18 protein-coding genes, 1 tRNA gene and 1 pseudogene are annotated in these 20,256 nt (G+C 73.4%); 12 read left to right on the top strand and 8 right to left on the bottom strand.

What is annotated here, in order from left to right; translation table 11 throughout:
• The first annotated feature begins 9 nt into the window (after nt 1-9).
• The 3 genes from HNQ79_RS17215 to HNQ79_RS17205 all read left to right on the top strand — a co-directional run bounded on the left by HNQ79_RS17215 (nt 10) and on the right by HNQ79_RS17205 (nt 3,457).
• Nucleotides 10-1,041 carry a carbohydrate ABC transporter permease gene (locus HNQ79_RS17215; protein WP_185031934.1) on the top strand — a complete coding sequence of 344 codons (1,032 nt, stop codon included), beginning with the start codon at nt 10-12 and terminating at the stop codon, nt 1,039-1,041.
• Nucleotides 1,038-1,943, top strand: a complete 906-nt coding sequence (locus HNQ79_RS17210; protein WP_185031931.1) for a carbohydrate ABC transporter permease — start codon at nt 1,038-1,040, stop codon at nt 1,941-1,943. The genes HNQ79_RS17215 and HNQ79_RS17210 overlap by 4 nt, the downstream gene beginning before the upstream one ends.
• A gap of 89 nt (nt 1,944-2,032) precedes the next feature.
• Nucleotides 2,033-3,457 carry a GH1 family beta-glucosidase gene (locus HNQ79_RS17205; RefSeq protein WP_185031929.1) on the top strand — a complete coding sequence of 475 codons (1,425 nt, stop codon included), beginning with the start codon at nt 2,033-2,035 and terminating at the stop codon, nt 3,455-3,457.
• Nucleotides 3,458-3,490: 33 nt separating this feature from the next.
• Here the strand turns inward: HNQ79_RS17205 and HNQ79_RS17200 are convergent, their stop codons facing one another.
• Nucleotides 3,491-4,378, bottom strand: coding sequence for an SCO4651 family lipoprotein (locus HNQ79_RS17200; protein WP_185031927.1), 888 nt, complete (start codon nt 4,376-4,378; stop codon nt 3,491-3,493).
• Nucleotides 4,379-4,570: 192 nt separating this feature from the next.
• Here HNQ79_RS17200 and HNQ79_RS17195 point away from each other — a divergent pair, with 192 nt between their 5' ends.
• Nucleotides 4,571-5,008: an SRPBCC family protein gene (locus HNQ79_RS17195; RefSeq protein WP_185031924.1), complete on the top strand. Its 438-nt coding sequence runs from the start codon at nt 4,571-4,573 to the stop codon at nt 5,006-5,008.
• Between the two features lie 16 nt (nt 5,009-5,024).
• On the opposite strand, the gene HNQ79_RS17190 is transcribed toward HNQ79_RS17195, so the two are convergent.
• The 3 genes from HNQ79_RS17190 to HNQ79_RS17180 all read right to left on the bottom strand — a co-directional run bounded on the left by HNQ79_RS17190 (nt 5,025) and on the right by HNQ79_RS17180 (nt 8,124).
• Complete coding sequence (locus HNQ79_RS17190) at nt 5,025-5,867, bottom strand: alpha/beta fold hydrolase (protein WP_185031922.1); 843 nt, start codon at nt 5,865-5,867, stop codon at nt 5,025-5,027.
• Nucleotides 5,868-6,004: 137 nt separating this feature from the next.
• Nucleotides 6,005-7,432, bottom strand: coding sequence for a HAMP domain-containing sensor histidine kinase (locus tag HNQ79_RS17185; protein WP_185031920.1), 1,428 nt, complete (start codon nt 7,430-7,432; stop codon nt 6,005-6,007).
• Nucleotides 7,429-8,124, bottom strand: a complete 696-nt coding sequence (locus HNQ79_RS17180) for a response regulator transcription factor (protein WP_185031919.1) — start codon at nt 8,122-8,124, stop codon at nt 7,429-7,431. The genes HNQ79_RS17185 and HNQ79_RS17180 overlap by 4 nt, the downstream gene beginning before the upstream one ends.
• Before the next feature lie 111 nt (nt 8,125-8,235).
• On the opposite strand from HNQ79_RS17180, the gene HNQ79_RS17175 reads away from it, so the two are divergent.
• On the top strand, nt 8,236-8,787 hold the full coding sequence (locus HNQ79_RS17175; protein ID WP_185031917.1) for a hypothetical protein: 552 nt from the start codon (nt 8,236-8,238) through the stop codon (nt 8,785-8,787).
• A gap of 36 nt (nt 8,788-8,823) precedes the next feature.
• On the opposite strand, the gene HNQ79_RS17170 is transcribed toward HNQ79_RS17175, so the two are convergent.
• Together HNQ79_RS17170 and HNQ79_RS34960 are read right to left on the bottom strand one after the other, a co-directional pair.
• Nucleotides 8,824-9,642: a spermidine synthase gene (locus HNQ79_RS17170; protein WP_229923173.1), complete on the bottom strand. Its 819-nt coding sequence runs from the start codon at nt 9,640-9,642 to the stop codon at nt 8,824-8,826.
• Nucleotides 9,643-9,816: 174 nt separating this feature from the next.
• Nucleotides 9,817-10,272, bottom strand: a pseudogene (locus HNQ79_RS34960) (hypothetical protein); the annotation flags it as partial.
• A gap of 560 nt (nt 10,273-10,832) precedes the next feature.
• Between HNQ79_RS34960 and HNQ79_RS17160 the strand changes: the two are divergent.
• Nucleotides 10,833-12,263 carry an NsdA family TPR-like regulatory protein gene (locus HNQ79_RS17160; RefSeq protein ID WP_185031915.1) on the top strand — a complete coding sequence of 477 codons (1,431 nt, stop codon included), beginning with the start codon at nt 10,833-10,835 and terminating at the stop codon, nt 12,261-12,263.
• Between the two features lie 6 nt (nt 12,264-12,269).
• On the opposite strand, the gene HNQ79_RS17155 is transcribed toward HNQ79_RS17160, so the two are convergent.
• A complete protein-coding gene (locus HNQ79_RS17155; protein WP_185031914.1) occupies nt 12,270-12,872 on the bottom strand; it encodes a histidine phosphatase family protein in 603 nt (200 codons plus the stop codon).
• A 144-nt stretch (nt 12,873-13,016) separates the two neighbouring features.
• Between HNQ79_RS17155 and HNQ79_RS17150 the strand changes: the two genes are divergently transcribed.
• The 6 genes from HNQ79_RS17150 to HNQ79_RS17125 all read left to right on the top strand — a co-directional run bounded on the left by HNQ79_RS17150 (nt 13,017) and on the right by HNQ79_RS17125 (nt 18,602).
• Nucleotides 13,017-14,156, top strand: a complete 1,140-nt coding sequence (locus tag HNQ79_RS17150) for a hypothetical protein (protein WP_373312397.1) — start codon at nt 13,017-13,019, stop codon at nt 14,154-14,156.
• 65 nt (nt 14,157-14,221) lie between these two features.
• Nucleotides 14,222-15,829, top strand: a complete 1,608-nt coding sequence (locus tag HNQ79_RS17145) for a hypothetical protein (RefSeq protein ID WP_185031913.1) — start codon at nt 14,222-14,224, stop codon at nt 15,827-15,829.
• A 166-nt stretch (nt 15,830-15,995) separates the two neighbouring features.
• Nucleotides 15,996-17,354 carry an AAA family ATPase gene (locus HNQ79_RS17140; protein WP_185031912.1) on the top strand — a complete coding sequence of 453 codons (1,359 nt, stop codon included), beginning with the start codon at nt 15,996-15,998 and terminating at the stop codon, nt 17,352-17,354.
• Nucleotides 17,355-17,471: 117 nt separating this feature from the next.
• Nucleotides 17,472-17,813: a DUF8844 domain-containing protein gene (locus HNQ79_RS17135; protein ID WP_185031911.1), complete on the top strand. Its 342-nt coding sequence runs from the start codon at nt 17,472-17,474 to the stop codon at nt 17,811-17,813.
• 161 nt (nt 17,814-17,974) lie between these two features.
• The gene (locus tag HNQ79_RS17130; protein ID WP_185031910.1) at nt 17,975-18,538 is read left to right on the top strand and encodes a bifunctional DNA primase/polymerase; all 564 of its coding nucleotides are present in this window, start codon (nt 17,975-17,977) and stop codon (nt 18,536-18,538) included.
• Nucleotides 18,529-18,602, top strand: a tRNA-Lys gene (locus tag HNQ79_RS17125). Before HNQ79_RS17130 ends, HNQ79_RS17125 begins: the two co-directional genes overlap by 10 nt.
• 141 nt (nt 18,603-18,743) lie before the next feature.
• Here HNQ79_RS17125 and HNQ79_RS17120 read toward each other — a convergent pair.
• A complete protein-coding gene (locus HNQ79_RS17120; protein WP_373312396.1) occupies nt 18,744-20,090 on the bottom strand; it encodes a M6 family metalloprotease domain-containing protein in 1,347 nt (448 codons plus the stop codon).
• Nucleotides 20,091-20,256 lie beyond the last annotated feature (166 nt).

Here is a 20,256-nt window from a genome sequence, read left to right as displayed (position 1 = left end):
ACACCTCTGATGAGCAGCCCGAGCAGTCAGTCCGTCAAGGTCCCGCCCTCCCCCTCCGTCGAGGGGGCGGAGGGCGGGACCGCCGGGCCCGGCGCCGAGCCGGCCCGCAGGCCGAGCGCGTGGCGCAGCCGCCGTTACCGCTGGGACACGAAGTTCAGCCCGTACGCCTATGTCGCGCCGTTCTTCGTGTTCTTCGTCGCCTTCGGTCTCTTCCCGCTCCTGTACACCGGCTGGGCGTCCCTCCACCAGGTGGAGCTGACCGCGCCGACCGACATGAACTGGGTGGGGTTGCGCAACTTCAGCCGGCTGATGAGCGACGAGTTCTTCTGGAACGCGCTGCGCAACACCGTCACCATCGGCATCCTGTCCACCGTTCCGCAGTTGGTGATCGCCCTGGGCATCGCCCATCTGCTGCACTACAAGCTGCGCGGCTCGTCGTTCTTCCGGGTCGCCGTCCTCACCCCGTACGCCACGTCCGTGGCGGCGGCCACCCTGGTCTTCGTGCTGCTCTTCGGGCGCGACTACGGAATGTTCAACTGGGCGCTGGGGATGCTCGGCGTCGACCCGGTCGACTGGCAGAACGGCACCTTGACCTCGCAGTTCGCCGTCTCCACGATCGTCATCTGGCGCTGGACGGGTTACAACGCGCTGATCTACCTGGCAGCCATGCAGGCCATCTCCCCCGACCTGTACGAGTCGGCGGAGCTGGACGGGGCGTCGCGCTGGCAGCAGTTCCGGCACGTGACGGTCCCGTCGCTGCGGCCCACGATCCTGTTCACGGTGGTCGTCTCCACGATCGGCGCGACGCAGCTCTTCGGTGAGCCGCTGCTGTTCAGCGGCAGCGCGGGTGCCACCGGCGGCTCCGACCACCAGTTCCAGACGCTGGGGCTGTATCTGTACGAGCAGGGGTGGGTGAACCTGCACCTGGGGCGGGCCTCGGCCATCGCCTGGACGATGTTCCTGATCCTGGTGCTGATCGGGCTGGTCAACTGGCTGATCTCGCGACGGCTGACCAAGAGCGAGAAGGGGTCCCGGTCATGAGCACGACGGCCGTACGAGACGAGGTGCGGGCACCGCGGGACCTCAAGCCGGAACGTACCCGGGGGGTGCGCAAGGCGGGCCGGCAGCGGCACGCCGGGAAACTGACGTACGCGATCCTGATCGTCTTCACGGTCGGTTCGCTCTTCCCGCTGGTGTGGACGGCGATCGCCGCGTCCCGCAACAACACCCGGCTCGCGCAGACCCCGCCGCCGTTCTGGTTCGGCGGGAACCTGTTCAAGAACCTCGAAATCGCGTGGACCGACGCCAACATGGGGACGGCGCTGCTCAACACCGCGGTGGTGGCGGGCTCGGTCGCGGCGGGCACGGTGCTCTTCTCGACCTTCGCCGGGTTCGCCTTCGCCAAGCTGCGGTTCCGCTTCAAGAACCTGCTGCTCCTGCTGGTGATCGGCACGATGATGGTGCCGCCGCAGCTGAGCGTGGTGCCGCTGTACATGATGGTCGCCAAGCTCCAGTGGACCGATCAGCTGCAGTCCGTGATCCTGCCGACGCTGGTGAGCGCCTTCGGGGTGTTCTTCATGCGGCAGTACCTGATGGAGGCCCTGCCGATCGAGCTGATCGAGGCGGCGCGGATGGACGGGGCGAGCAGTATCCGGGTGATGTGGCACATCGTCTTCCCGGCGGCCCGGCCGGCGATGGCGGTCCTCGGGATGCTGACCTTCGTGATGGCCTGGAACGACTTCTTCTGGCCGATCATCGCCCTCACCCAGAACGGCAGTCCGACCGTGCAGGTGGCGCTGACCGGGCTCGGCCGGGGATTCATCCCCGACCAGTCCGTGATCATGGCGGGCGCGCTGCTGGGCACGCTGCCGCTGCTGATCGCCTTCGTGCTCTTCGGCAAGCAGATCGTCGGCGGCATCATGCAGGGCGCGGTCAAGGGCTGAGCCCTCCGCGGTCCGGGGCCGGGCCTTCCACCGGCCCCGCCCCTGCCTCCTCCCCGCCCAACAACCGATCCTTCATACGGAGTTGATCCATGCCTTCCGCCACTTCGTCCTCCGGCAGCTTTCCGCCCGGATTCCTCTGGGGCTCCGCGACCGCCGCCTACCAGATCGAGGGCGCGACCGCCGAGGACGGCCGTACGCCGTCCATCTGGGACACCTTCAGCCACACGCCGGGCCGTGTCGAGAACGGCGACACCGGCGACGTGGCCTGCGACCACTACCACCGCCGCGCCGACGACGTGCGGCTGATGGCGGACCTGAACCTGAACGCGTACCGCTTCTCGGTGTCCTGGTCGCGGGTGCAGCCGACCGGCCGGGGTCCGGCCGTGCAGCGCGGCCTGGACTTCTACCGCGGCCTCGTCGACGACCTCCTGGCGAAGGGCATCACGCCGTCGCTGACCCTCTACCACTGGGACCTCCCGCAGGAGCTGGAGGACGCGGGCGGCTGGCCGGAGCGGGACACCGCGTACCGGTTCGCCGAGTATGCGGGCATCGTCGCCGAGGCGCTCGGCGACCGCGTCGAGATGTGGACGACCTTCAACGAGCCCTGGTGCAGCGCCTTCCTGGGGTACGGGTCGGGGGTGCACGCCCCGGGCCGCACGGACCCGGTGGCCGCCCTGCGCGCCGCCCACCACCTCAACCTGGCGCACGGTCTGGGTACGCAGGCGCTGCGGTCGGCGCTGCCCGCCAGGGCCCGGATCGGCATCAGCCTCAACCCGAGCGTGGTGCGCCCGCTGACCCCGTCCGCCGAGGACGTGGACGCCGCGCGGCGCATCGACGCGCTCGCCAACCGGGTGTTCAGCGGGCCGCTGCTGCACGGCGGCTACCCGGCGGACCTGCTCGCCGACACCGCGGCGCTCACCGACTGGTCGTTCGTCGAGAGCGGTGACGAGGCGCTCGCCCACCAGCGGCTCGACTTCCTGGGCATCAACTACTACACCCCGGCCGTCGTCTCGCACACCACGGAGCCGGACGCCCCGCGCACGGACGGGCACGGCGCCAGCGCACACTCCCCCTGGCCGGGGGCGGACGCGGTGGCCTTCCACCAGCCCCCGGGCGAACGCACCGAGATGGGCTGGTCCGTCGACCCGTCCGGACTGTACGAACTCCTCGTCAGGTACGGGCGGGAGGCCCCCGGCGCCGCCCTGTACGTCACCGAGAACGGGGCCGCGTACGACGACAAGCCGGGCGCCGACGGTACGGTCCACGACCCGGAGCGGATCGCCTACCTGCACGCCCACCTCGATGCCGTGCAGCGGGCGGTCCAGGTGGGGGCCGACGTGCGCGGCTACTTCCTGTGGTCGCTGCTGGACAACTTCGAGTGGGCGTACGGGTACGGCAAGCGGTTCGGTGCGGTGTACGTCGACTTCGAGACGCAGACCCGCACACCGAAGTCGAGTGCCCGGTGGTATGCGGAGGTGGCCGGCACGGGCGCGCTGCCCGGCCTGCCGGCCTGAACCTCCGTACTCCCCCGTCCCCTCGTCGGGACGTCAGGCCTTCGTATTGGCCCCCCGGCCCGTCTTGCCCGTCATGTCGGCGGTCTCGGCGGCCGGCGGGGCCTTCGCGTCGACCTCCGTGCCGAAGTCGGACAGCTCGAAGACCGTACGGACCTTGACCTTCTTCGGGGTGCTGGAGTCCGCGCCGGTGCCCTGAGGGGCGGAGATCGTCATGTCGACCTGCTGGCGGCGCAGCCGGCCGTCGTCGTCGAGCCAGATGTCCATGGGCATCGTCGGGCCGAGCTGCTTCTTGAGCTGCTCGCCGTTGGCGAGCTTGGCGACGTCGACGGTCACCCGGTAGCGGGTGGTGTCGTCCCCGCCGACCTGCTCCTCGCCGAGCTTCTTGACGTCCTTGTCGTTGATGCCCTTGAGGTAGGCCGTGTTGTCGGCGGGGTTGGCCGCCTGGGCGTTGCCGCCCTGCTGCTGCGCGGCCTTCTTGAGGTCGATCTTGACCCAGGGCTTGTTACCGGGGACGCCGGAGCGCTGCTTGGGCGGGAGCTTCTGGTACAGCACCTGGTCGACGATGCGCTGTTCCATCTTCTCGCCCTCGGCGGACAGGTTCATGACGCTGTTGCCGCCGGCGAGGTCGATGACTCCCTCGCCGTCCACGGCGGCGGACTTGCCGTCGGCGGTGGATTGGGTGCGGAGCACCATCCGGGCGGTCTTCGCCTCGGTGGTCTTCTGGTTGACGTTGCGCACGGCCGCCGCACCGTCGTCACCCTCGGGTGCCGGCGTGTTCGCCGCTCCCGCCGCCGGGGTCTTGTCCGCCGTGCCGCCGTCCTTGTTTCCGCTATCGCTTCCGCAGGCGGTCAGCGTCGTACAGGCGAGCACTCCGGCAACGCCGACGGCAGCAACACGAAGACCGCTCTTTAAACGCAACACGTCAAATCCCTCCGCATACATGGATGTTCATGGACTTCCGGTGTACGACACAGTCACGTCTGCCCCGGGTCATTCGGATTACGCGCAGGTAATTGCCGAGGGGGTTTCGGGTAGGCGGCCCCACGACAGCAACGCGCGGAACACGCCATCCGCCGGACAAGGCCGCACGAGGCCGCAAGGAGGATCCGCACCATGTCGTCTTCGATCGTCGAGACCATTGACGTCAATGCCCCGGTGGCGGACAGCTGGGCACTGTGGAGCGACGTCACGAAGTGGCCGACCTTCCTCTCGCACGTACAGCGGGTGGACCCGGTCGACGAGCGCACCTTCACCTGGTGGCTGTCGCTGCCGGGCGCGGACAAGGCCTTCACCGCCGAACTCACCGAAGTCATGGCGGAGGAACGCATCGCGTGGAGGACGACGGCCGGGGTGCGCCACGCCGGGGTCGTGACGTTCCACCGGCTGAGCGACACCACCAGCCGGGTCGCACTGCAGATCGAGTACGAACCGCAGGGATTCGTGGAACGCCTCGGGGCGCTCACCAATCTCGACAAGACGCTGACCAATTACGACCTGGGCCAGTTCCAGCGCCTGGTCGAGGAAAACGCCGCGAACCGTCTCGCGCCCTGAGCCGTGGCGCCGTGCGTCACGACGCGAGGAATTCCAGGAGTGCCCCGGTCAGTTCGGCCGGGGCGTCTTCCTGTACGAGATGGCCCGCGCCCGGAATCGGAATGAAGGCGGCGCCCGGAATGCGGGCGGTGAGCGCGCGCCCCCGCTCAAGCGGAATCCATGTGTCGTCCTCGCCCCAGCAGACGAGCACGGGCAGGTCGAGTTCCCCGTACCGTCCCTCGATCTCGTCGGTCCACCTCTGGTCGGACTGGGCGATCTGCCGGTAGAAGGCGCCCTGCCCGGCGGGGCCGAGCCAGGGCGCGGCGAGTTCCTCCGCGACGGCGGGGTGCAGGCCGCGTGCGGACGCCGTGCCGATGTACTCGCGCACCAGGGCGGCGTGCAGATGCGGGGGAAGCTGCTCGAAGACCTCGGCGTGCTGCCCGACCAGCCGGAAGAAGGACGTCCCCCACGGGGCGAGGGCGACCGGGTCCACGAGGGCCAGCCGGTGGTAGCGGGCGCCGTGCAGCAGGTGGGCGCGCAGTGCGGTCGTGCCGCCGAAGTCGTGGGCGACGACGGCGGGCGGGGTCCTGGGCGCCCAGTGCGCGAGGAGTTCCGCGAACACCGTCCCCTGCGCACCGAGCGAGACGTCCTGCCCCTCGCGCTTCTCCGACTGCCCGTAGCCGGGCATGTCCCACACGTACACCTGGTGGCCGCGGGCGGCGAGGGTGCGGGCGACGGCCCGCCACACGTACGAGGAGAACGGCGTGCCGTGCAGCAGGACGACCGGCGGCGCCCCGGAATCCCCGAGGCGGTCCCAGCGGACTTCGCCTGCGGAGCTGGGGAAGGTGCGGGTGAGGTGCCAGTGGCCGGTGGAGGTCATGCGGGGACCCTACGTCGCCGGCATACGGGCGCAGTGACGCAGATCTCTTACGCCTGCCCGTCAAGTGGCTTTCCGGCCGGTCAACAGGACACCCCACGGGCCGCATCCCTATGGACCGGGGCGCCGGGGGCACGGCGTCAGGCCGGGCCCCCCGGGGCGGTCCGGTGCCGCGGGGGGCCGCCGGGGGCGACCGCGTCCCGCCGGCCCTTGCGGCGGCGTACGACCCGGTGGCCGCGGCGTTCCCAGCGTCCAGCGCCGTGCAGCGCCAGCCAGATCCGGACCTCCGTGCCGCCGAGCACCGAGTAGCCGATCCGCACGTCGCCGCCCGTCGACTCCGCGACGCGCCGCACGATGTCCAGGCCGAGCCCCGTCGAGCCGGTCCGCTCACCACTGTTGCCGCGTGCCATCGCCGCCTCCGGGTCCGCGATGCCCGGACCCGCGTCGGAGACGAGGACGATCACCGCGTCCTCGCCGTTGTGCACGTCCACGGAGAAGGGCGTGCCCTCCGGGGTGTGCCGGAAGACGTTCCCCAGCAACGCGTCCAGAGCAGCCGCCAGTTCGGGCCGCGCGACCGGGATCCGGACCGGCCGGTCCACTCCGGCGAGCCGTACCTCCCGCCCCTCGTCCTCGGCGAGCGCCGACCAGAACTCCATCCGTTCCCGGATGACCTCCGACGCGTCGCAGCCCGCCCCGGTGGCCGGCTGGGTCTGCGGGCGCTGCTCCCGCGCCGTCCGGATGATGGTGTCGACCTCGCGCTCCAGCTGTTCGACCGCCGCCCGGGTCTGGTCGGCGGCGGGCCCCTCCCCCAGCGAGGCGGCGTTGAGCCGCAGCACGGTCAGCGGGGTGCGCAGCCGGTGGGAGAGGTCCGCGGCCAGCTCCCTCTCGTTGGCGAGCAGTTGGACGACCTGGTCGGCCATCGAGTTGAAGGCGACGGCCGCGGACTTCAGCTCCGGCGGACCCTCCTCGGCGACCCGCACCCCGAGCTTCCCGTCCCCCAGGTCCTGCGCGGCTCCCGCCAGCCGCTGGGCGGGCTGGACCATCCGTACGCCCAGCCGGTCGGCCACCGCGACGGATCCGACGATCAGCGCCAGGCCGACCCCCGCCAGCACCAGCCAGGCCGTCGCGACGCCGTTGCTGACGTCCTCCTCGGGGACGAAGACCTCGACGATGGCGATGGCTCCGCTGCCCAGGGCGGTGGGCTGGAGGATCACGGAACCGCCGGCCGCCTGCGCGGTGTAGGCGCGGCCGATCCGCCGGGTGGCCTCCACGTCCGCGCGCGAGGCCCGTCGGGTGCCGACCTCCTGGGCGTCCTGTCCGCCGGTGCCCGGGATGTGGATGGCCATCCACCCCTTGCTGCCCGGCTCGGTGATCGCCATCGCGCGCAGGAGCTGTTCGCGGTCGGTGGTGATGGACAGCGTGGGTCCGATGGACGCCGCCTGCCGTTCCGCGCCCGAGAAGGCGCGGTCGCCGGCCATCTCCCGTATGACCAGCCCGAGCGGCACCGCGAACGCCACCACGACCATCGCCGTGACGGCCAGACAGACCTTGACCAGGGCCCATCTCATTGCTGCGGCCCCGGAGGTTCGAGCTTCACCCCGACACCCCGCAGGGTGTGCAGGTAGCGGGGACGGGCGGCGGTCTCGCCCAGTTTGCGGCGGAGCCAGGACAGATGCACGTCGATGGTCTGGTCGTCGCCGTAGCTCTGCTGCCAGACCTCGGCGAGGAGTTCCTTGCGCGGGACCACCACACCGGGCCGTCCCGCGAGGAAGGCCAGCAGGTCGAACTCCCGCCGGGTCAGGTCCAGCCGCTTCCCGTCCAGCTCGGCCTGGCGCCGCAGCGGGTCGATGGCCAGGGCGCCGACCCGCAGGACGCGCGGGGGCGGCTCCGCCCCCGCGGCGCGCGAGCGGCGCAGGACGGCGGCCATCCGGGCCGACAGGTGCTCCACCGAGAAGGGTTTCGTCAGGTAGTCGTCGGCGCCGTCGTTCAACAGCCGTACGATCTCCGCCTCGTCGTCCCGGGCAGTGGCGATGATCACCGGTACGTCGGTGATCGAGCGCAGCATCTTGAGCGCTTCGGCCCCGTCCAGGTCGGGCAGACCGAGGTCCAGGATGACCACGTCGAAGCGGAAATGGGCGACCTCGCGCAACGCCTCCAGGGCCGTACCGACGCTCCGCACGGTGTGGGAGGCCTCGGTCAGGTGCCGGATGAGGGCGGAGCGTACGAACTGGTCGTCCTCGACCACGAGCACACTTGCCATGGAACGGCACCGTACGCCATTCGGCGCATCCCCATCCCGCGGGGACCGCCCTCCGGCCTCCCCGGCAGCCCCCCGGAACGGCCGCGACGCGCGTGGGGCAGGATGACATGAATGCGACGAGGACTCATACATGCCGGGGCGTGGCTGCTGGCCACCGGCGCGGCCGTCACCCTCTCGTGGTGGGGCGTGCACACGGTGATGTCCGGGACGGTGTACGACCCGCCGCGCGCCCTGCCGATCCCGCACGTGAGCGGCGCGAGCGCCGGCCCCGCCCCGTCGGCCCGCCCGATGTCCTCCTCGACCCACCGTCCCCCGCAGGCCCCGACGCCCGCCCGCGCCCCCACGCCGGAACGGGAACCGGAACGCGGCACGAGCAGCCCCGGCAGGCCCTCGGCCTCCGCCGTCTCCCGTACCCCGGCCCGGCCCCCGCAGCCGCCCGGCGAGCTCAAGGTGGTCAACACGGACGCGGGCCGAGTCGTCCTCTCGCTGGGGAAGGACTCGGCGAAGCTGGTGTCGGCGACGCCCGCCTCCGGCTGGGCGATGCAGGTGTGGAAGGACCCGTCGTGGATCCGCGTCGAGTTCTCGGGCGGCGCGGCCAAGAAGCTGACGGTCTTCTGCACCTGGCACAACCACCCGCCGCTGGTCGAGACCGTCAAGACCTGAGCCGGACGGCCGGGCCCGGCTCCGCCGCGCCGGGACTCACTTGAACACGGCGGCCGGGGGAACCGGCGAGGGCTGCGCGTGCGCGTCCGTCACCGCCGCCGCGCCCCCGGTGAAGTCCGCCAGGTCGCGCCCGTGCTCGACCCGGCCCGGGTGCGGGTCGGTCGCCACCCGCCGGGTCCACTCGGCGACCGGCAGGGCCGCCCGCGATCCGAGCAGGACGGCGTTCCCGAAGCGCTTGCCGCGCAGTACGGCCGGATCGGCGGCGAGCGCGAGGTGCGGGAAGACGGCGGCGGCCGTGGCGATCTGCCCCCGCAGGTGCGCGAGCGGCGGCCCGTCGGCCAGGTTGGCCGCGTAGTGCCCGGCCGGCTTCAGCACCCGCCGTACGTCGGCGAGGAACTCGGCGCTGGTGAGGTGGGCCGGGGTCCTGGCACCGCTGAACACGTCGGCGATCACCAGGTCGGCCCACTCCCCGGGCAGTTTCGCGAGCCCTTCACGGGCGTCCACGCCGCGCACCCGTATCCGCGCGCCGGGGTCCAGCGGAAGCTCCCGGCGCACCAGTTGGGCGAGCGCGACGTCGATCTCGACGACCTGCTGGGTGGAGCGGGGGCGGGTGGCGGCGACGTACCGAGCCATCGTGAACGCGCCGCCGCCCAGGTGCAGCACCTGGAGCGGCTGCTTGGGCGGGGCGATCAGGTCGACGATGTGGCCGAGCCTGCGCTGGTACGCGAAGTCGAGGTGTGCGGGGTCGTCCAGGTCGACGTGCGACTGGGGTGCGCCGTCGAGGAGGAGGGTCCAGCCGCGCGGGCGGTCCCGGTCGGGAATCAGCTCGGCGAGCCCGCCGTCGACCTTCTCCACGACGGCCTCGGGGGCCGCGCTTCGCTCGCGCCGCCGGCCGCTGGTGCTTCTGGCCGCTGTCTCTGAGGTCGCCGTCCGGGATTTCTTCGCCACCTGGCCAGTATCGGGCCGTGCGGCCGGGCCGGCCCAGCGGGGCCGGGGCCGGCGCGACGGGGAGCCGGGCGGGGGGCCGGTTCAGCGGCAGCGGTCCGCCGCTTCGATCAGGCGGGCCGCCTGATCGAGGGCCCGGCGCAGTATCGCCGGGTCGGTGACCGGGCCGGTGTCGGTGGGCGGCAGCAGCCAGCCGGTGCCGGTGACGGGCGGTTGCGGCACGACGCGGGCCGCGGTCTCCCGGGAGGGCAGGGTGGTGACCGGGTCGTACTCGGGCAGGTCCGGGGCGTCGGCCGCGAAACTCGTTCCGCGCCCCAGCGTCTGCGTACAGGCGCTGCCCGGCAGGTCCCAGCAGTCGGCGGTGCCGGGCGGAACCAGGAAGCCCAGGGTGTCGCACGGGCCGTCGTGCAGGACCGGGCCGACGCCGGCCGGGGGCGCTCCCGGCGTCCCGGACCCGGCGGCTCCGGCGGCCGCCCGGCGCAGGATGTCCACCGCCTCCAGGCCCTGGCGGGCGGGGACGGTGACGAGGTCGAGCGGTTCGGCGGACCCCCCGGCGACCGGGCCCCAGGGGAGGGCGTGCGCCGGGTCGGCGTGCGCGGCGGAGACGGGCGCCGACGCGGCGGGAGCGGCGGCGGGCTCGTGGGCGGACCTGAACCGGGGGGCCGGGCTGCACTCGGGGGTCGGCCGGTGCTGGGCCGTCGTGTGCGAGGCGGCGCGGACGGGACACGCGGCCGGGGCCGACGGGGGGACGGGCGTCGTGCGTGCTGCGGACTCGTGGGCTGCGCAGGTCACTGCGGTCCCGGGAACAGCTTCCACGGTCTCCATGCCGGCCTCCAACAAGGGAACGCTCCTCGCTCGGGAGAGGGCCGCACCCCCTCCGTTCCCTGTCAACGCGCGGACGCCGTCATCGGCTACGGCTGCACACCGCCGCAAAGGATGGCAGTTCATGGCGGATCGCGGGTGGGATTTCCGTTTTGTAGGCAAACTCCGCGTGTCGGCCCCGTTACAGCCGGTACGTTTCGTGCCCGTCCGGGGTGAGAACATCCGTCCCGGCGGGAACCACGGGCACGACAGCACCACCCGCCAGAGAGGGCTCGGCCATGGCGTCGTCATCAGCTGCATTCCGGCCGTCCGGCCCGAACCTCGCCTTCCGGGCGTTGCGGGGGCACCGCTCACCGGGGGAGTTCGCGGCGGCGGTGCGCAGGGCGGCGCGCGAGATCGGTGAGCAGGTCGCCTGCGACGCCCGGTACATCGGACGGGTGGAGGCGGGCGAGATCCGCTGCCCCAACTACGCCTACGAACGGGTGTTCCTGCACATGTTCCCCGGCCGGTCCCTGCCGGACCTGGGGTTCGCCACCCGCGAGGCGGTACGGGGACGGTCGGCGCGCACCGGTGCCGACGCGCCCGCACCGCACCTCGGTACGCCCGCTCCCGCCGCGTGCGGTGCGCCCGATCGAACCATGTCCCACAGCGACGAGGAGAGCGACGTGCTGCGTCGCGCGTTCATGACGAGCGGCTCCGCCACCATGGCGACCGCTGCCACTCTCGGCACCCTGGGGGCGCTCGGCCCGCTGGGCGCCGCCTGGGCGAGCACGCCCGTCCTGCCCGGCGGCGCCCCCGTCGGGCGCGTCGGGGCGAGCGAGGCCGCCGCGGTCGAGGAAGCCGTACGGCGGATCCGGCTGCTCGACGACCGGTACGGCGCCGACGCCCTGCACCGGCACGCCGACAAGCCGCTCCAGGCCGCGTACGCCCTGCTCGACGCCGGGACGGTGCGCCGCGCGGTGTCCGACCGGCTGCACTCGGGGGCCGGCGAACTCGCCCTGTCGGTGGGCTGGCTGGCACACGACTCGGGCCACTACGAGGAGGCCCGCTCGCACTACGCGGAGGCGCTGGCCACCGCCCGGGTCTCCGCAGACGCGGGGCTGGAGGCGCACGCCTTCTGCAACACGGCGTTCCTGGCCAGGGACGCGGGCCGGCCGCGCGAGGCGCTGCGTGCGGCGCAGGCGGGGCAGCGGGCGGCCCGGGGGCTGGGGTCCATGCGGCTGATGTCGCTGCTGACCCTGCGGGAGGCGGGCGGCTGGGCGGCGCTGGGCGACCGCACGGGCTGCAGCGAGGCGCTCGTTCGGGCCAAGTCCCTGTTCCAGTGCGGGGCGTGCGACGACGACCCGGAGTGGATGTCCTTCTTCGGGCCCGCCGAGATCGCCGGGCTGGAGGCGCAGTGCTGGTCGGCGCTGGGGGACTGGCGGCGGGCCGTCCGGTACGCGCACCGCGCCGCCTCCCTCCAGGACCCGCACTTCGCCCGCAACCTGGCGCTCTACCACGCCGAACTGGCGGACGACCTGGCCCGCTCCGGCGTGCCGGACGAGGCGGCGGCGGCCGGCCAGCGGGTACTGGACCTGCTCGAACAGGTCCAGTCGTCGCGGATCCACACGATGCTCGCCGGGACGATCCGCACCCTGCTGCCGCACCGGCGCTCACCGGAGGTCGGCGCGTTCCTGGCGCGGCACGCGAACACGGTGCGGCGGCGCTGAGCGCCGTTACGGCCGGGCGTCCAGGTGGCCGGTGTCGTTCCAGCGCTCGACGGCGGGCTCGCCGTACGCCCAGCCCAGGACCGACAGCGAGGTCGGGTCGAGCCGGAGGTGGGCGCCGAAGCCGATGTCCAGGCCCAGCCAGCGGGCGCCCAGCGAACGCAGGATGTGGCCGTGCGCGAAGACGAGCACGTCGCGGTCCTCGGAGCGGACCCACTCGACGACCTCGTCGACGCGGGCGGTGACGTCCGCGAGGGTCTCGCCGTCGCGGGCTCCGTTGCGCCAGACCATCCAGCCGGGCTCCTGCGCGTGGATCTCGTCCGGCTTCAGCCCCTCGTACGCGCCGTAGTCCCACTCCATGAGGGCGTCCCAGTTCCGGGCGCGGTCGCCGAAACCGGCCAGGTCGCAGGTCTCGCGGGCGCGGCGCAGCGGGCTGGAGCGGACCTCGACGCCGGGCAGGCCGTTCCACGGGGCGCGGTGCAGTCGCTCGCCGAGCACCTTCGCGCCGTGCCGGCCCTCGTCGAGCAGCGGGATGTCCGTCCGGCCGGTGTGCCTGCCGGACAGCGACCACTCCGTCTGACCGTGCCGCGCCAGCAGGATGCGGGGTGCCATGGCGTTCTCTCCCTGGGAGCTGGGCTGTGATGTGCATATGGGGCGTTGGGCCCGGAATGGGACCGGACCGCTTTCCATCATCACCCACCGGCCGAAAGAGCGGTGACGGGGGTGTTGTCAGTGGCGGATGCGAGACTTCCGAGGGTGAACGCATCCCTGGGCAGCGGACCCGACCCCACGCCCCCGACCGCACGTGCCGACGCCGGTGTTCCGGTCCGGCAGCGGCTCGCCGAGCTGCGCGGCCCGACGCGCCCGCCGCACCCGCTGGACGCCCGCGCGCTGGCGGCGCTGGCGGCCAACCCGGGGTGCGAGCGGCGGACCCTGCTGGACGGGGCGGGCGTGGACAAGGCGGCGCTGGCGGCGGCGCTCGGCTCCCCCGCCCCGTACGGCCAGTCCCAGTTCGCGTTCATGCGCGGCAACGCCTTCGAGGCCCGGGTGAAGTCCGACGGGGGTACGGAGCTGCTGCGCCTGCTGGGCGTAGCGGACCCGGAGGCGGCGCTGACCCCGGATGTGTCGGCGGCCGGACCCGAGGGGCGCACGGCGCGCACGGCCCTGGCGCTGCGCGAGGCGACGACGGCGAAGGCGTGGACGCTGCTGGACCACCCGATGCTGGCCCTGGAGGTGGCGGGCACTCCCGCCTACCTGGAGCCCGACGCGGTGGTGGTGCACCCGGACGGGCACTGGACGGTCGTCGAGATCAAGTCCTTCCCGATGCTGGACGGTTCGGCCGACCCCGCGAAGGTGGGGGCGGCGGCCCGGCAGGCGGCGGTGTACGTGCTGGCGCTGGAGCGGGTCGCGGCGCGGGTACCGGGCGCGGAGGTCGGCCACCATGTGCTGCTGGTGTGCCCGAAGGACTTCTCGAACCTGCCGACGGGTTCGGTGGTGGACGTGCGCAAGCAACTGTCGGTTACGCGCAGGCAGTTGGCGCGGATGCGGCGGGTGGAGGAACTGGCCGCCGCGCTGCCCGGGGGGACGTCGTTCGACCCGTCGGGCAGCACCGAGGAGCTGCTGGCGTCGGTCGAGGCGGTCGGCGCGGCGTACGCGCCGGAGTGCCTGGCCGCCTGTGAACTGGCCTTCCACTGCCGGGGGAGGGCGCGCGAGGCGGGCGCCGTCGAGGCGCTCGGCCGCAGTGTCCGGGGCGAACTGGGCGGCCTGAGCACGGTCGCGGAGGTGCTCGACGCGGCGCACGGGCGGGCGGGCGACCCCGCCGACCCTGCGGTCGCGGCACTGCGGAGGGCTGCGGCGCTGCGGGCCGAGGCGCTGGCCGCGCGGGGCGGCGGGTAGGAAGGCGGCCACCGGCCCGTACACCCTCTCCGTGCACGCCCCGCCCGAAAGGCACCCGGACCCCCATGTCGCTCATCAACACCCTCGCCCGGCTGGAAGCCACCCGGTCCGGACATGCCCAGCCCCTCGCCACCACTCGCCACCGCCACCTCTCCGACCGCCCGCTGGTGCTCGTGCCGCTCACCACCGCCGGTGAGGCCGGCGCGCCGCTGGGCGCGCTCGTCGGGACGGACCGCGAGGCTCCCCGCCTCCTGGTCGTCCCCCAGCCCCGCGACCGCGACCTCCGGTTCGCCTTCCTCGCCGACCTCGCCGAGACCGTCCTGCCCCACCTGGACTCGTACGCCGACGACACCGAGCCCGCGGAACGCAACGAGACCGACCCGGAGACCGGCAAGCGCGTCAAGGTCGAGGTCGAACTGTGCCGCGACGCACCCCAGTTGATCGTCCCCAGCCGTTCCGGCATCGACTACGTACGCCTGCTCGGCCGCTCCATGCGCTTCCGCCGCACGGCCGAGCAGGACCCCGACGCCCCGTACCCGGCGCCGCCGCACATTCCGCTGCTCGGCCGCTGGCTCACCCACTACGGCGAACGCGTCCGCACTCCCGGCGCCGCCCTCCTCCTGTGCGCCACCGACCTTCTCTCCCGGCACTGGGCGACCGGTCAGAGCAGCCTCGAAGACCTGCACCTGGGCGCCCTGCTCGCCTGGATCGATCCGCCGGAGGGCGAGAGCGGGGCCGAGGCCGCGCGGCGCGCCGAGACCGGACGGGACGCGCGGGGCCAGCTGCTGTGCCCGCCCGCGGGCCCGGCCACCGATCCCGCCTTCGACAACGCGCTCCTCGCCCCGGCCATCGACGCGTACGACCTGGCCCGCAAGAATTTCGCCGGCGCCGAGGACGGCGGGAGCGCCGACGCCCGGCTCGGGGAACTCGCCGCCGCCGAGCGGCACGTCCGCGACCTGCTGTCCGCCCAGCTCCTGCCCGCCTGGCACGCCACCTGGCGCGCCCTGGACCTGGTGCGCGCCCTGCCCGAGGGGCCGCGGGCCGCCGAGCGCTGGACCCGGGACCGCTGGTCGTACACCGGCCACCGGGACCGCGTACGGGCGGGCGAGCCTCCGCAGCCGCGCCGCGACAGCGCGGTCGGCGCCGCCCAGAAGCTCGCCTCCCGGGAGACGGAGCAGGCCCGGCTCGAAGCCCAGGAAGCGCTGGACGACCCGCTGGTGATGGCGGCCCGCAGGCTGACCGGCGAGGCGTTCACGAGCGAGGTGACCGGTGTCGAGCCGGCCTGGACGGAGACCAAGCGACCAACCCCCCGCCCCCTGGTGACCGTGCGCACCGCCGATCTGCCGCAGCTCGGCGGGGGCGACGAGCAGGTCAAGGTGTACCGCTCGCTGGACGGCGGGTCGCAGAGCGCCGAGTTCGTGCGGTGGGAGGCGGCGGGCGTGCTCACGCTGCGCCTGCTCAACGCGATGGGCCGCGCCAAGGATCCCGCGCCCGGCACCGTCCCCGAGGTGGGCGACCGCATCTGCTGGACCCTCTTCCCCCACGAACAGCGCGGCGGGGCAAAACTCCCCGACCCCGAGGACACCCCGTGGACCCACGGCGGCCCCCCGGCCGTGGACGGCGACGACGCACACGAACGCCCGGACCCGATCACCCCCGACGACCTCCTGTGACCGGACGCCGCACCCCCGCACCGGTACCGCGCCCAGCACTGCGGGAGACCCCGTCCTCGCGTCGCGCCGCCGTGCCCGTACGCCCCCGGCGACCACTCGTGTCCCGTCCGTCCACCGTGCCCCCGCCGCCGCCCCGCCCGCACCCGTACTCCCCCGAGGACCGCACGTGACCCGTCCGCCCGCCGACCGCCCGGGGTTCGATCCCGGCGCCGAAGCCGCCCGCGCCACCGCCGGGATCCTGCACGACACCCTGCACGGCACGCACCGCGGAGTCGTCGTCGACTCACCGCCCGGCGCGGGCAAGTCCACCCTCGTCGTACGGGCCGCGCTCGAACTCGCTTCCGCAGGACGTCCGTTGATGGTCGTCGCGCAGACCAACGCCCAGGTGGACGACCTCGTCCTACGGCTCGCGGAGAAGCAGCCGGACCTGCCCGTCGGCCGCCTGCACAGCTCCGAGTCCGATCCGTACGACAAGGCCCTGGACGACCTCCCGCAGGTCAGGAAGTCCGCGAAGGCCGCCGACCTGGCGGGGATCGACGTCGTCCTGTCCACCGCCGCGAAGTGGGCGCACGTCAAGGGCGTCGAACCGTGGCGGCACGCGATCGTCGACGAGGCGTACCAGATGCGCTCGGACTCGCTGCTGGCCGTGGCGAGCCTCTTCGAGCAGGCGCTCTTCGTGGGCGACCCCGGCCAGCTCGACCCGTTCTCGATCGTCGGCGCGGACCAGTGGGCGGGACTGTCGTACGACCCTTCCGCGAGTGCCGTCTCCACGCTCCTGGCCCACAACCCGCAGCTGCCCCAGCACCGGCTGCCCGTGTCGTGGCGGCTCCCGGCGTCGGCGGCGCCGCTGGTCTCCGACGCGTTCTACCCGTACACGCCCTTCCGCAGCGGTACGGGCCCGGAGGACCGGCGGCTGTCCTTCGGCGTCCCCTCCTCCGGTTCGGCCCCCGACCGCGTCATCGACGAGGCCGCGGAGAGCGGCTGGGGACTGCTCGAACTGCCCGCCCGGCACACCCCCCGTACCGATCCGGAGGCGGTAGGAGCGCTCGCCCAGGTCGTCCGGCGCCTGCTCGACCGGGGAGGCGCCGCGCTCAGCGAGCGTTCCCCCGACCCCACGCCGCTGACCGCCGACCGCGTCGCGGTGGGCACCGCGCACCGCGACCAGGCGGCGGCGGTCCGGGCGGCGCTGGCCGCGCTGGGGGTGACGGGCGTCGCGGTGGACACCGCGAACCGGCTCCAGGGCCGCGAGTTCGACGTCACGGTCGTCCTGCACCCGCTCTCCGGCCGCCCCGACGCGACCGCCTTCCACCTGGAGACCGGCCGCCTCTGCGTCCTGGCCTCCCGCCACCGGCACGCGTGCATCGTCATCTGCCGGGAAGGCGTCACCGGCCTCCTCGACGAACACCCCTCGACGGAACCGGTGCAGCTGGGCGTGACGGTGAAGTTCCCGGACGGGTGGGAGGCCAATCACTCGGTGCTGGCACACCTGGCGGAACACCGGGTGCGGTGGGTACCGGGACGGTGACCACGGGGCGCGCCGGGTGGGCGCGGGCGCCGGGCAGGCCCGGATGCCCACTTGCGCGCACCCGGACAATGGAGGGTGGCCGCCTGTCCCCCGGGGGCCGTGAAAGGGAGGAAACACATGGCGGAGACCGAGCGGCCCGAGCGGCGGCTGCGCCCCGCACCGCTGCTTTTCGAGCCCGCCGAGGCGGCCGCCGACGACGAGCACTTCTTCGACCTGGAGAAGATCGAGGACCCGCGGGAGCTGCTGTCCCGGGCCACCGATCTGACGCTGGCCTTCCGGGCGGCGACGGACCGGGCGGTGGAGTTCCAGGCCCTCGCGGCGGCCCAGCTCGCGGATCCGAAGCGGTTCGACCGGCTGACGGCTGCGGACATCGCGGAGCGGGCGGCGTGGACCGAGGACTACGCGAAGAAGATGGTCGACTTCGGGCGGGACCTGCTGCGCAGCCAGCCCCCGAAGTAGCGCGCGGGGAGGGTGCCGGGGCCGGCCGTGCGTACGGCCCGTGCACCCCGGGTTCGCTGCTGGCATATGCGAGGGCCGCACGATACTCCCCAGCCACCCGATCTGTCCGCGTTTCCGGCAACACACAGAAACGGAACCCTTACCCCCCGTACACCTGGGGTATGACCACTCACGCGCCCGCCCCCCACCACACCCACTCGCTCGACCGCGTCACCCCCGCGGGCGCGGCCTGGCTCGTCTCCGCGTCCACGCACCCCCGCAGCACTCTCTCCGCGTGGGAGTCGCGTCCCGGCGCACCCGCCGTGCTCCCCTGCGGGTCGGCCTTCGACGTGGTCAACGTGCCCGCCGTCTTCGGCCGCCGGATGCTCGACGCGCTGTGGGCGCAGGGGCCGGGGTCGGGTCCGGTGGCCGGTCAGCGCGGCCGGACGCTGCTGTTCGCCGCCCCCGGTACCGCCCAGCGGCTGCCCGCCCTGCTGGCGTGGGACGCCCGCGCCGGGCAGGTGCCGCCGCTGCTGTGCCACGGCACGGGCGACGCGGTGACGGTGCCCGCGCTCGTCCCCGGGACCGGGGAGGGACCGCGCTGGGTGGTGGCGCCCGACGTGCGGCATCCCTGGCTGCCGGGGCCCGAGGTGCTGTTCTGGGCGTGCGTGCGGGCGTCCCGGTTATCGATTTTTCCTCCCGCCGATCAGGGTGCTAATGTCTACGACGTCAGCAGGCGCCGCTAGCTCAGTTGGTTAGAGCAGCTGACTCTTAATCAGCGGGTCCGGGGTTCGAGTCCCTGGCGGCGCACAGACGGAAAAGGCCCCCGAGCTTCGGCTCGGGGGCCTTTTCGTGCGGCGCCGCCCCGGTGCCCTTCCCCCGCGGGGGTGTCTTTCCCGCGGGCGCTCCGTCGGCGTCTCCGCGTGCGTGCGGGCCCGCCCGTGGGCCCCCTCAGCCCGTGGTGATCTCGACGGTCCAGCCGCCCGAGCGGGTCCGGTCGGCGACCCGTACCCGGGTCTTCTCGTCCGCCACCGTGAACGTCTCGCCGACGCCGAGCGGGGCGTCCGCGAGGGGCGGGTAGACGGAGCGGTCCGCGCAGGCCCCGGTGCGCGGGTGGGTGTCGACGACTTCGATGGGTCCGCCGCCGGAGGCCGACCCTGCCTGCACCCGGTAGATGAGGACGCCCCGCACGCAGGCGTCGCGGTCGTTGCCGTGATCGCCGCGCGCCTCGATGGCGAGGGCCGTGTGCTCCCCGGTGCGGACGACGGCGAGGCGGGTGCCGCCGCGCCGGCCGTCGCGCGGGGGCGGGGCGGCGAGGGGGCCCAGGGTGAGGCGGGTGGTGGCGCCCCAGGGCACGCAGGCGACCTGGTCGCGCTCCAGCCAGCCCAGCTTCCACTTGTGCCAGCCGAAGGGCTCGGGGGCCAGCCCGAACTGGCTGCCCATGACGTCCCAGTCGCCGACGTGGGTGTCCCAGTCCCCCTTGCCGTCGGTGGGCCGGCGGTAGAGGTCGGGCAGGTCGAAGACGTGCCCGGTCTCGTGGGCGAGAACGTTGCGGTCCGGCGGGTGCTTCTCGAAGACGGTGACGATGCGTCGGATGTCGGTGTTGTCGGCGCGCAGCGGGGTGTCGAAGTTGACGACCTTGGTGGCGTCGGAGTCGACGCCGGGCGCGTCCGGGTCCGCGACCAGGTAGACGATGTCGTACCGGGAGAAGTCCACCCGGCGGTCGGCGGCGGCCACCGCGTCGCGCAGATAGGCGCCGCGCCGCTCGGCGCTCCAGTCGCGCTGTATGGCGTACGAGGTGGAGTCGGCCGGCATTTCGATCCACTCGGGCACGGGGTGCGGCCTGAGGCGGAACTTCCCGTAGCTCGCGCGGTGGAAGAAGTCGGAGGTGGCGGGGAAGTAGTCGGCGGTCAGCTCCCGGGGCGTGGTGAGCGGCTCGGCGTCCGGGAAGGAGAGGAAGACCATGACGGCGTTCAGGGTCTTCAGCGGGCGGGGGTAGTGCCCGTTCCAGGTGTCGAGGCCCAGTGAGTGGTGGGCGGCCGTACGGGGCAGGGCGCACCGGCCGGCCGGGGACTCGTCGGCGACGGCCGGACCCGCCACGAGGCCGGCCGCGGCGAGCGCGGTCAGCGCGGTGAGCAGGGCGGCCGTGCTGCGCAGTCGCAGCAGCGAGCGGTCGGTGGCGCCGAGCGCGCCGGACTCGGGCACGCCGTTCTCCGCCGCCATTCCTCCGGGCGTCAACTGACCCTGCACTTCGACCTCCGGGTCCTCCCGGTCCTCCGGGCGCGGAATTCGGAACACCTCACCCACATTGTTCTGTTTTACATAGATATGCCCTGTTCCAGTGCGCCACTCGGGTACCCGGGGCGACACTCCGTAAGGTCACAGAAAGTCACAAGCGGTCAGGGGGAAGACAGGTCAAGGCACACCCGTGCAGAAACGATCGCTCGGGAGGAGCGGGGGCGTG

This window comes from Streptomyces candidus, from assembly GCF_014207445.1.
In the GTDB taxonomy this organism is placed as follows: Bacteria; Actinomycetota; Actinomycetes; order Streptomycetales; family Streptomycetaceae; genus Streptomyces; species Streptomyces candidus.
The sequence above is the reverse complement of the archived record's forward strand: the minus strand, read 5'-3'. Positions and strand labels throughout refer to the sequence as shown.

Coding starts and splice junctions, on each gene's coding strand:
- HNQ79_RS17205 (WP_185031929.1), top strand. CDS start 2,033: ATGCCTTCCGCCACTTCGTCCTCCGGCAGCTTTCCGCCCGGATTCCTC.
- HNQ79_RS17215 (WP_185031934.1), top strand. CDS start 10: ATGAGCAGCCCGAGCAGTCAGTCCGTCAAGGTCCCGCCCTCCCCCTCC.
- HNQ79_RS17155 (WP_185031914.1), bottom strand. CDS start 12,872: ATGGCACCCCGCATCCTGCTGGCGCGGCACGGTCAGACGGAGTGGTCG.
- HNQ79_RS17210 (WP_185031931.1), top strand. CDS start 1,038: ATGAGCACGACGGCCGTACGAGACGAGGTGCGGGCACCGCGGGACCTC.
- HNQ79_RS17195 (WP_185031924.1), top strand. CDS start 4,571: ATGTCGTCTTCGATCGTCGAGACCATTGACGTCAATGCCCCGGTGGCG.
- HNQ79_RS17135 (WP_185031911.1), top strand. CDS start 17,472: ATGGCGGAGACCGAGCGGCCCGAGCGGCGGCTGCGCCCCGCACCGCTG.
- HNQ79_RS17185 (WP_185031920.1), bottom strand. CDS start 7,432: ATGAGATGGGCCCTGGTCAAGGTCTGTCTGGCCGTCACGGCGATGGTC.
- HNQ79_RS17160 (WP_185031915.1), top strand. CDS start 10,833: ATGGCGTCGTCATCAGCTGCATTCCGGCCGTCCGGCCCGAACCTCGCC.
- HNQ79_RS17175 (WP_185031917.1), top strand. CDS start 8,236: ATGCGACGAGGACTCATACATGCCGGGGCGTGGCTGCTGGCCACCGGC.
- HNQ79_RS17145 (WP_185031913.1), top strand. CDS start 14,222: ATGTCGCTCATCAACACCCTCGCCCGGCTGGAAGCCACCCGGTCCGGA.
- HNQ79_RS17190 (WP_185031922.1), bottom strand. CDS start 5,867: ATGACCTCCACCGGCCACTGGCACCTCACCCGCACCTTCCCCAGCTCC.
- HNQ79_RS17180 (WP_185031919.1), bottom strand. CDS start 8,124: ATGGCAAGTGTGCTCGTGGTCGAGGACGACCAGTTCGTACGCTCCGCC.
- HNQ79_RS17130 (WP_185031910.1), top strand. CDS start 17,975: ATGACCACTCACGCGCCCGCCCCCCACCACACCCACTCGCTCGACCGC.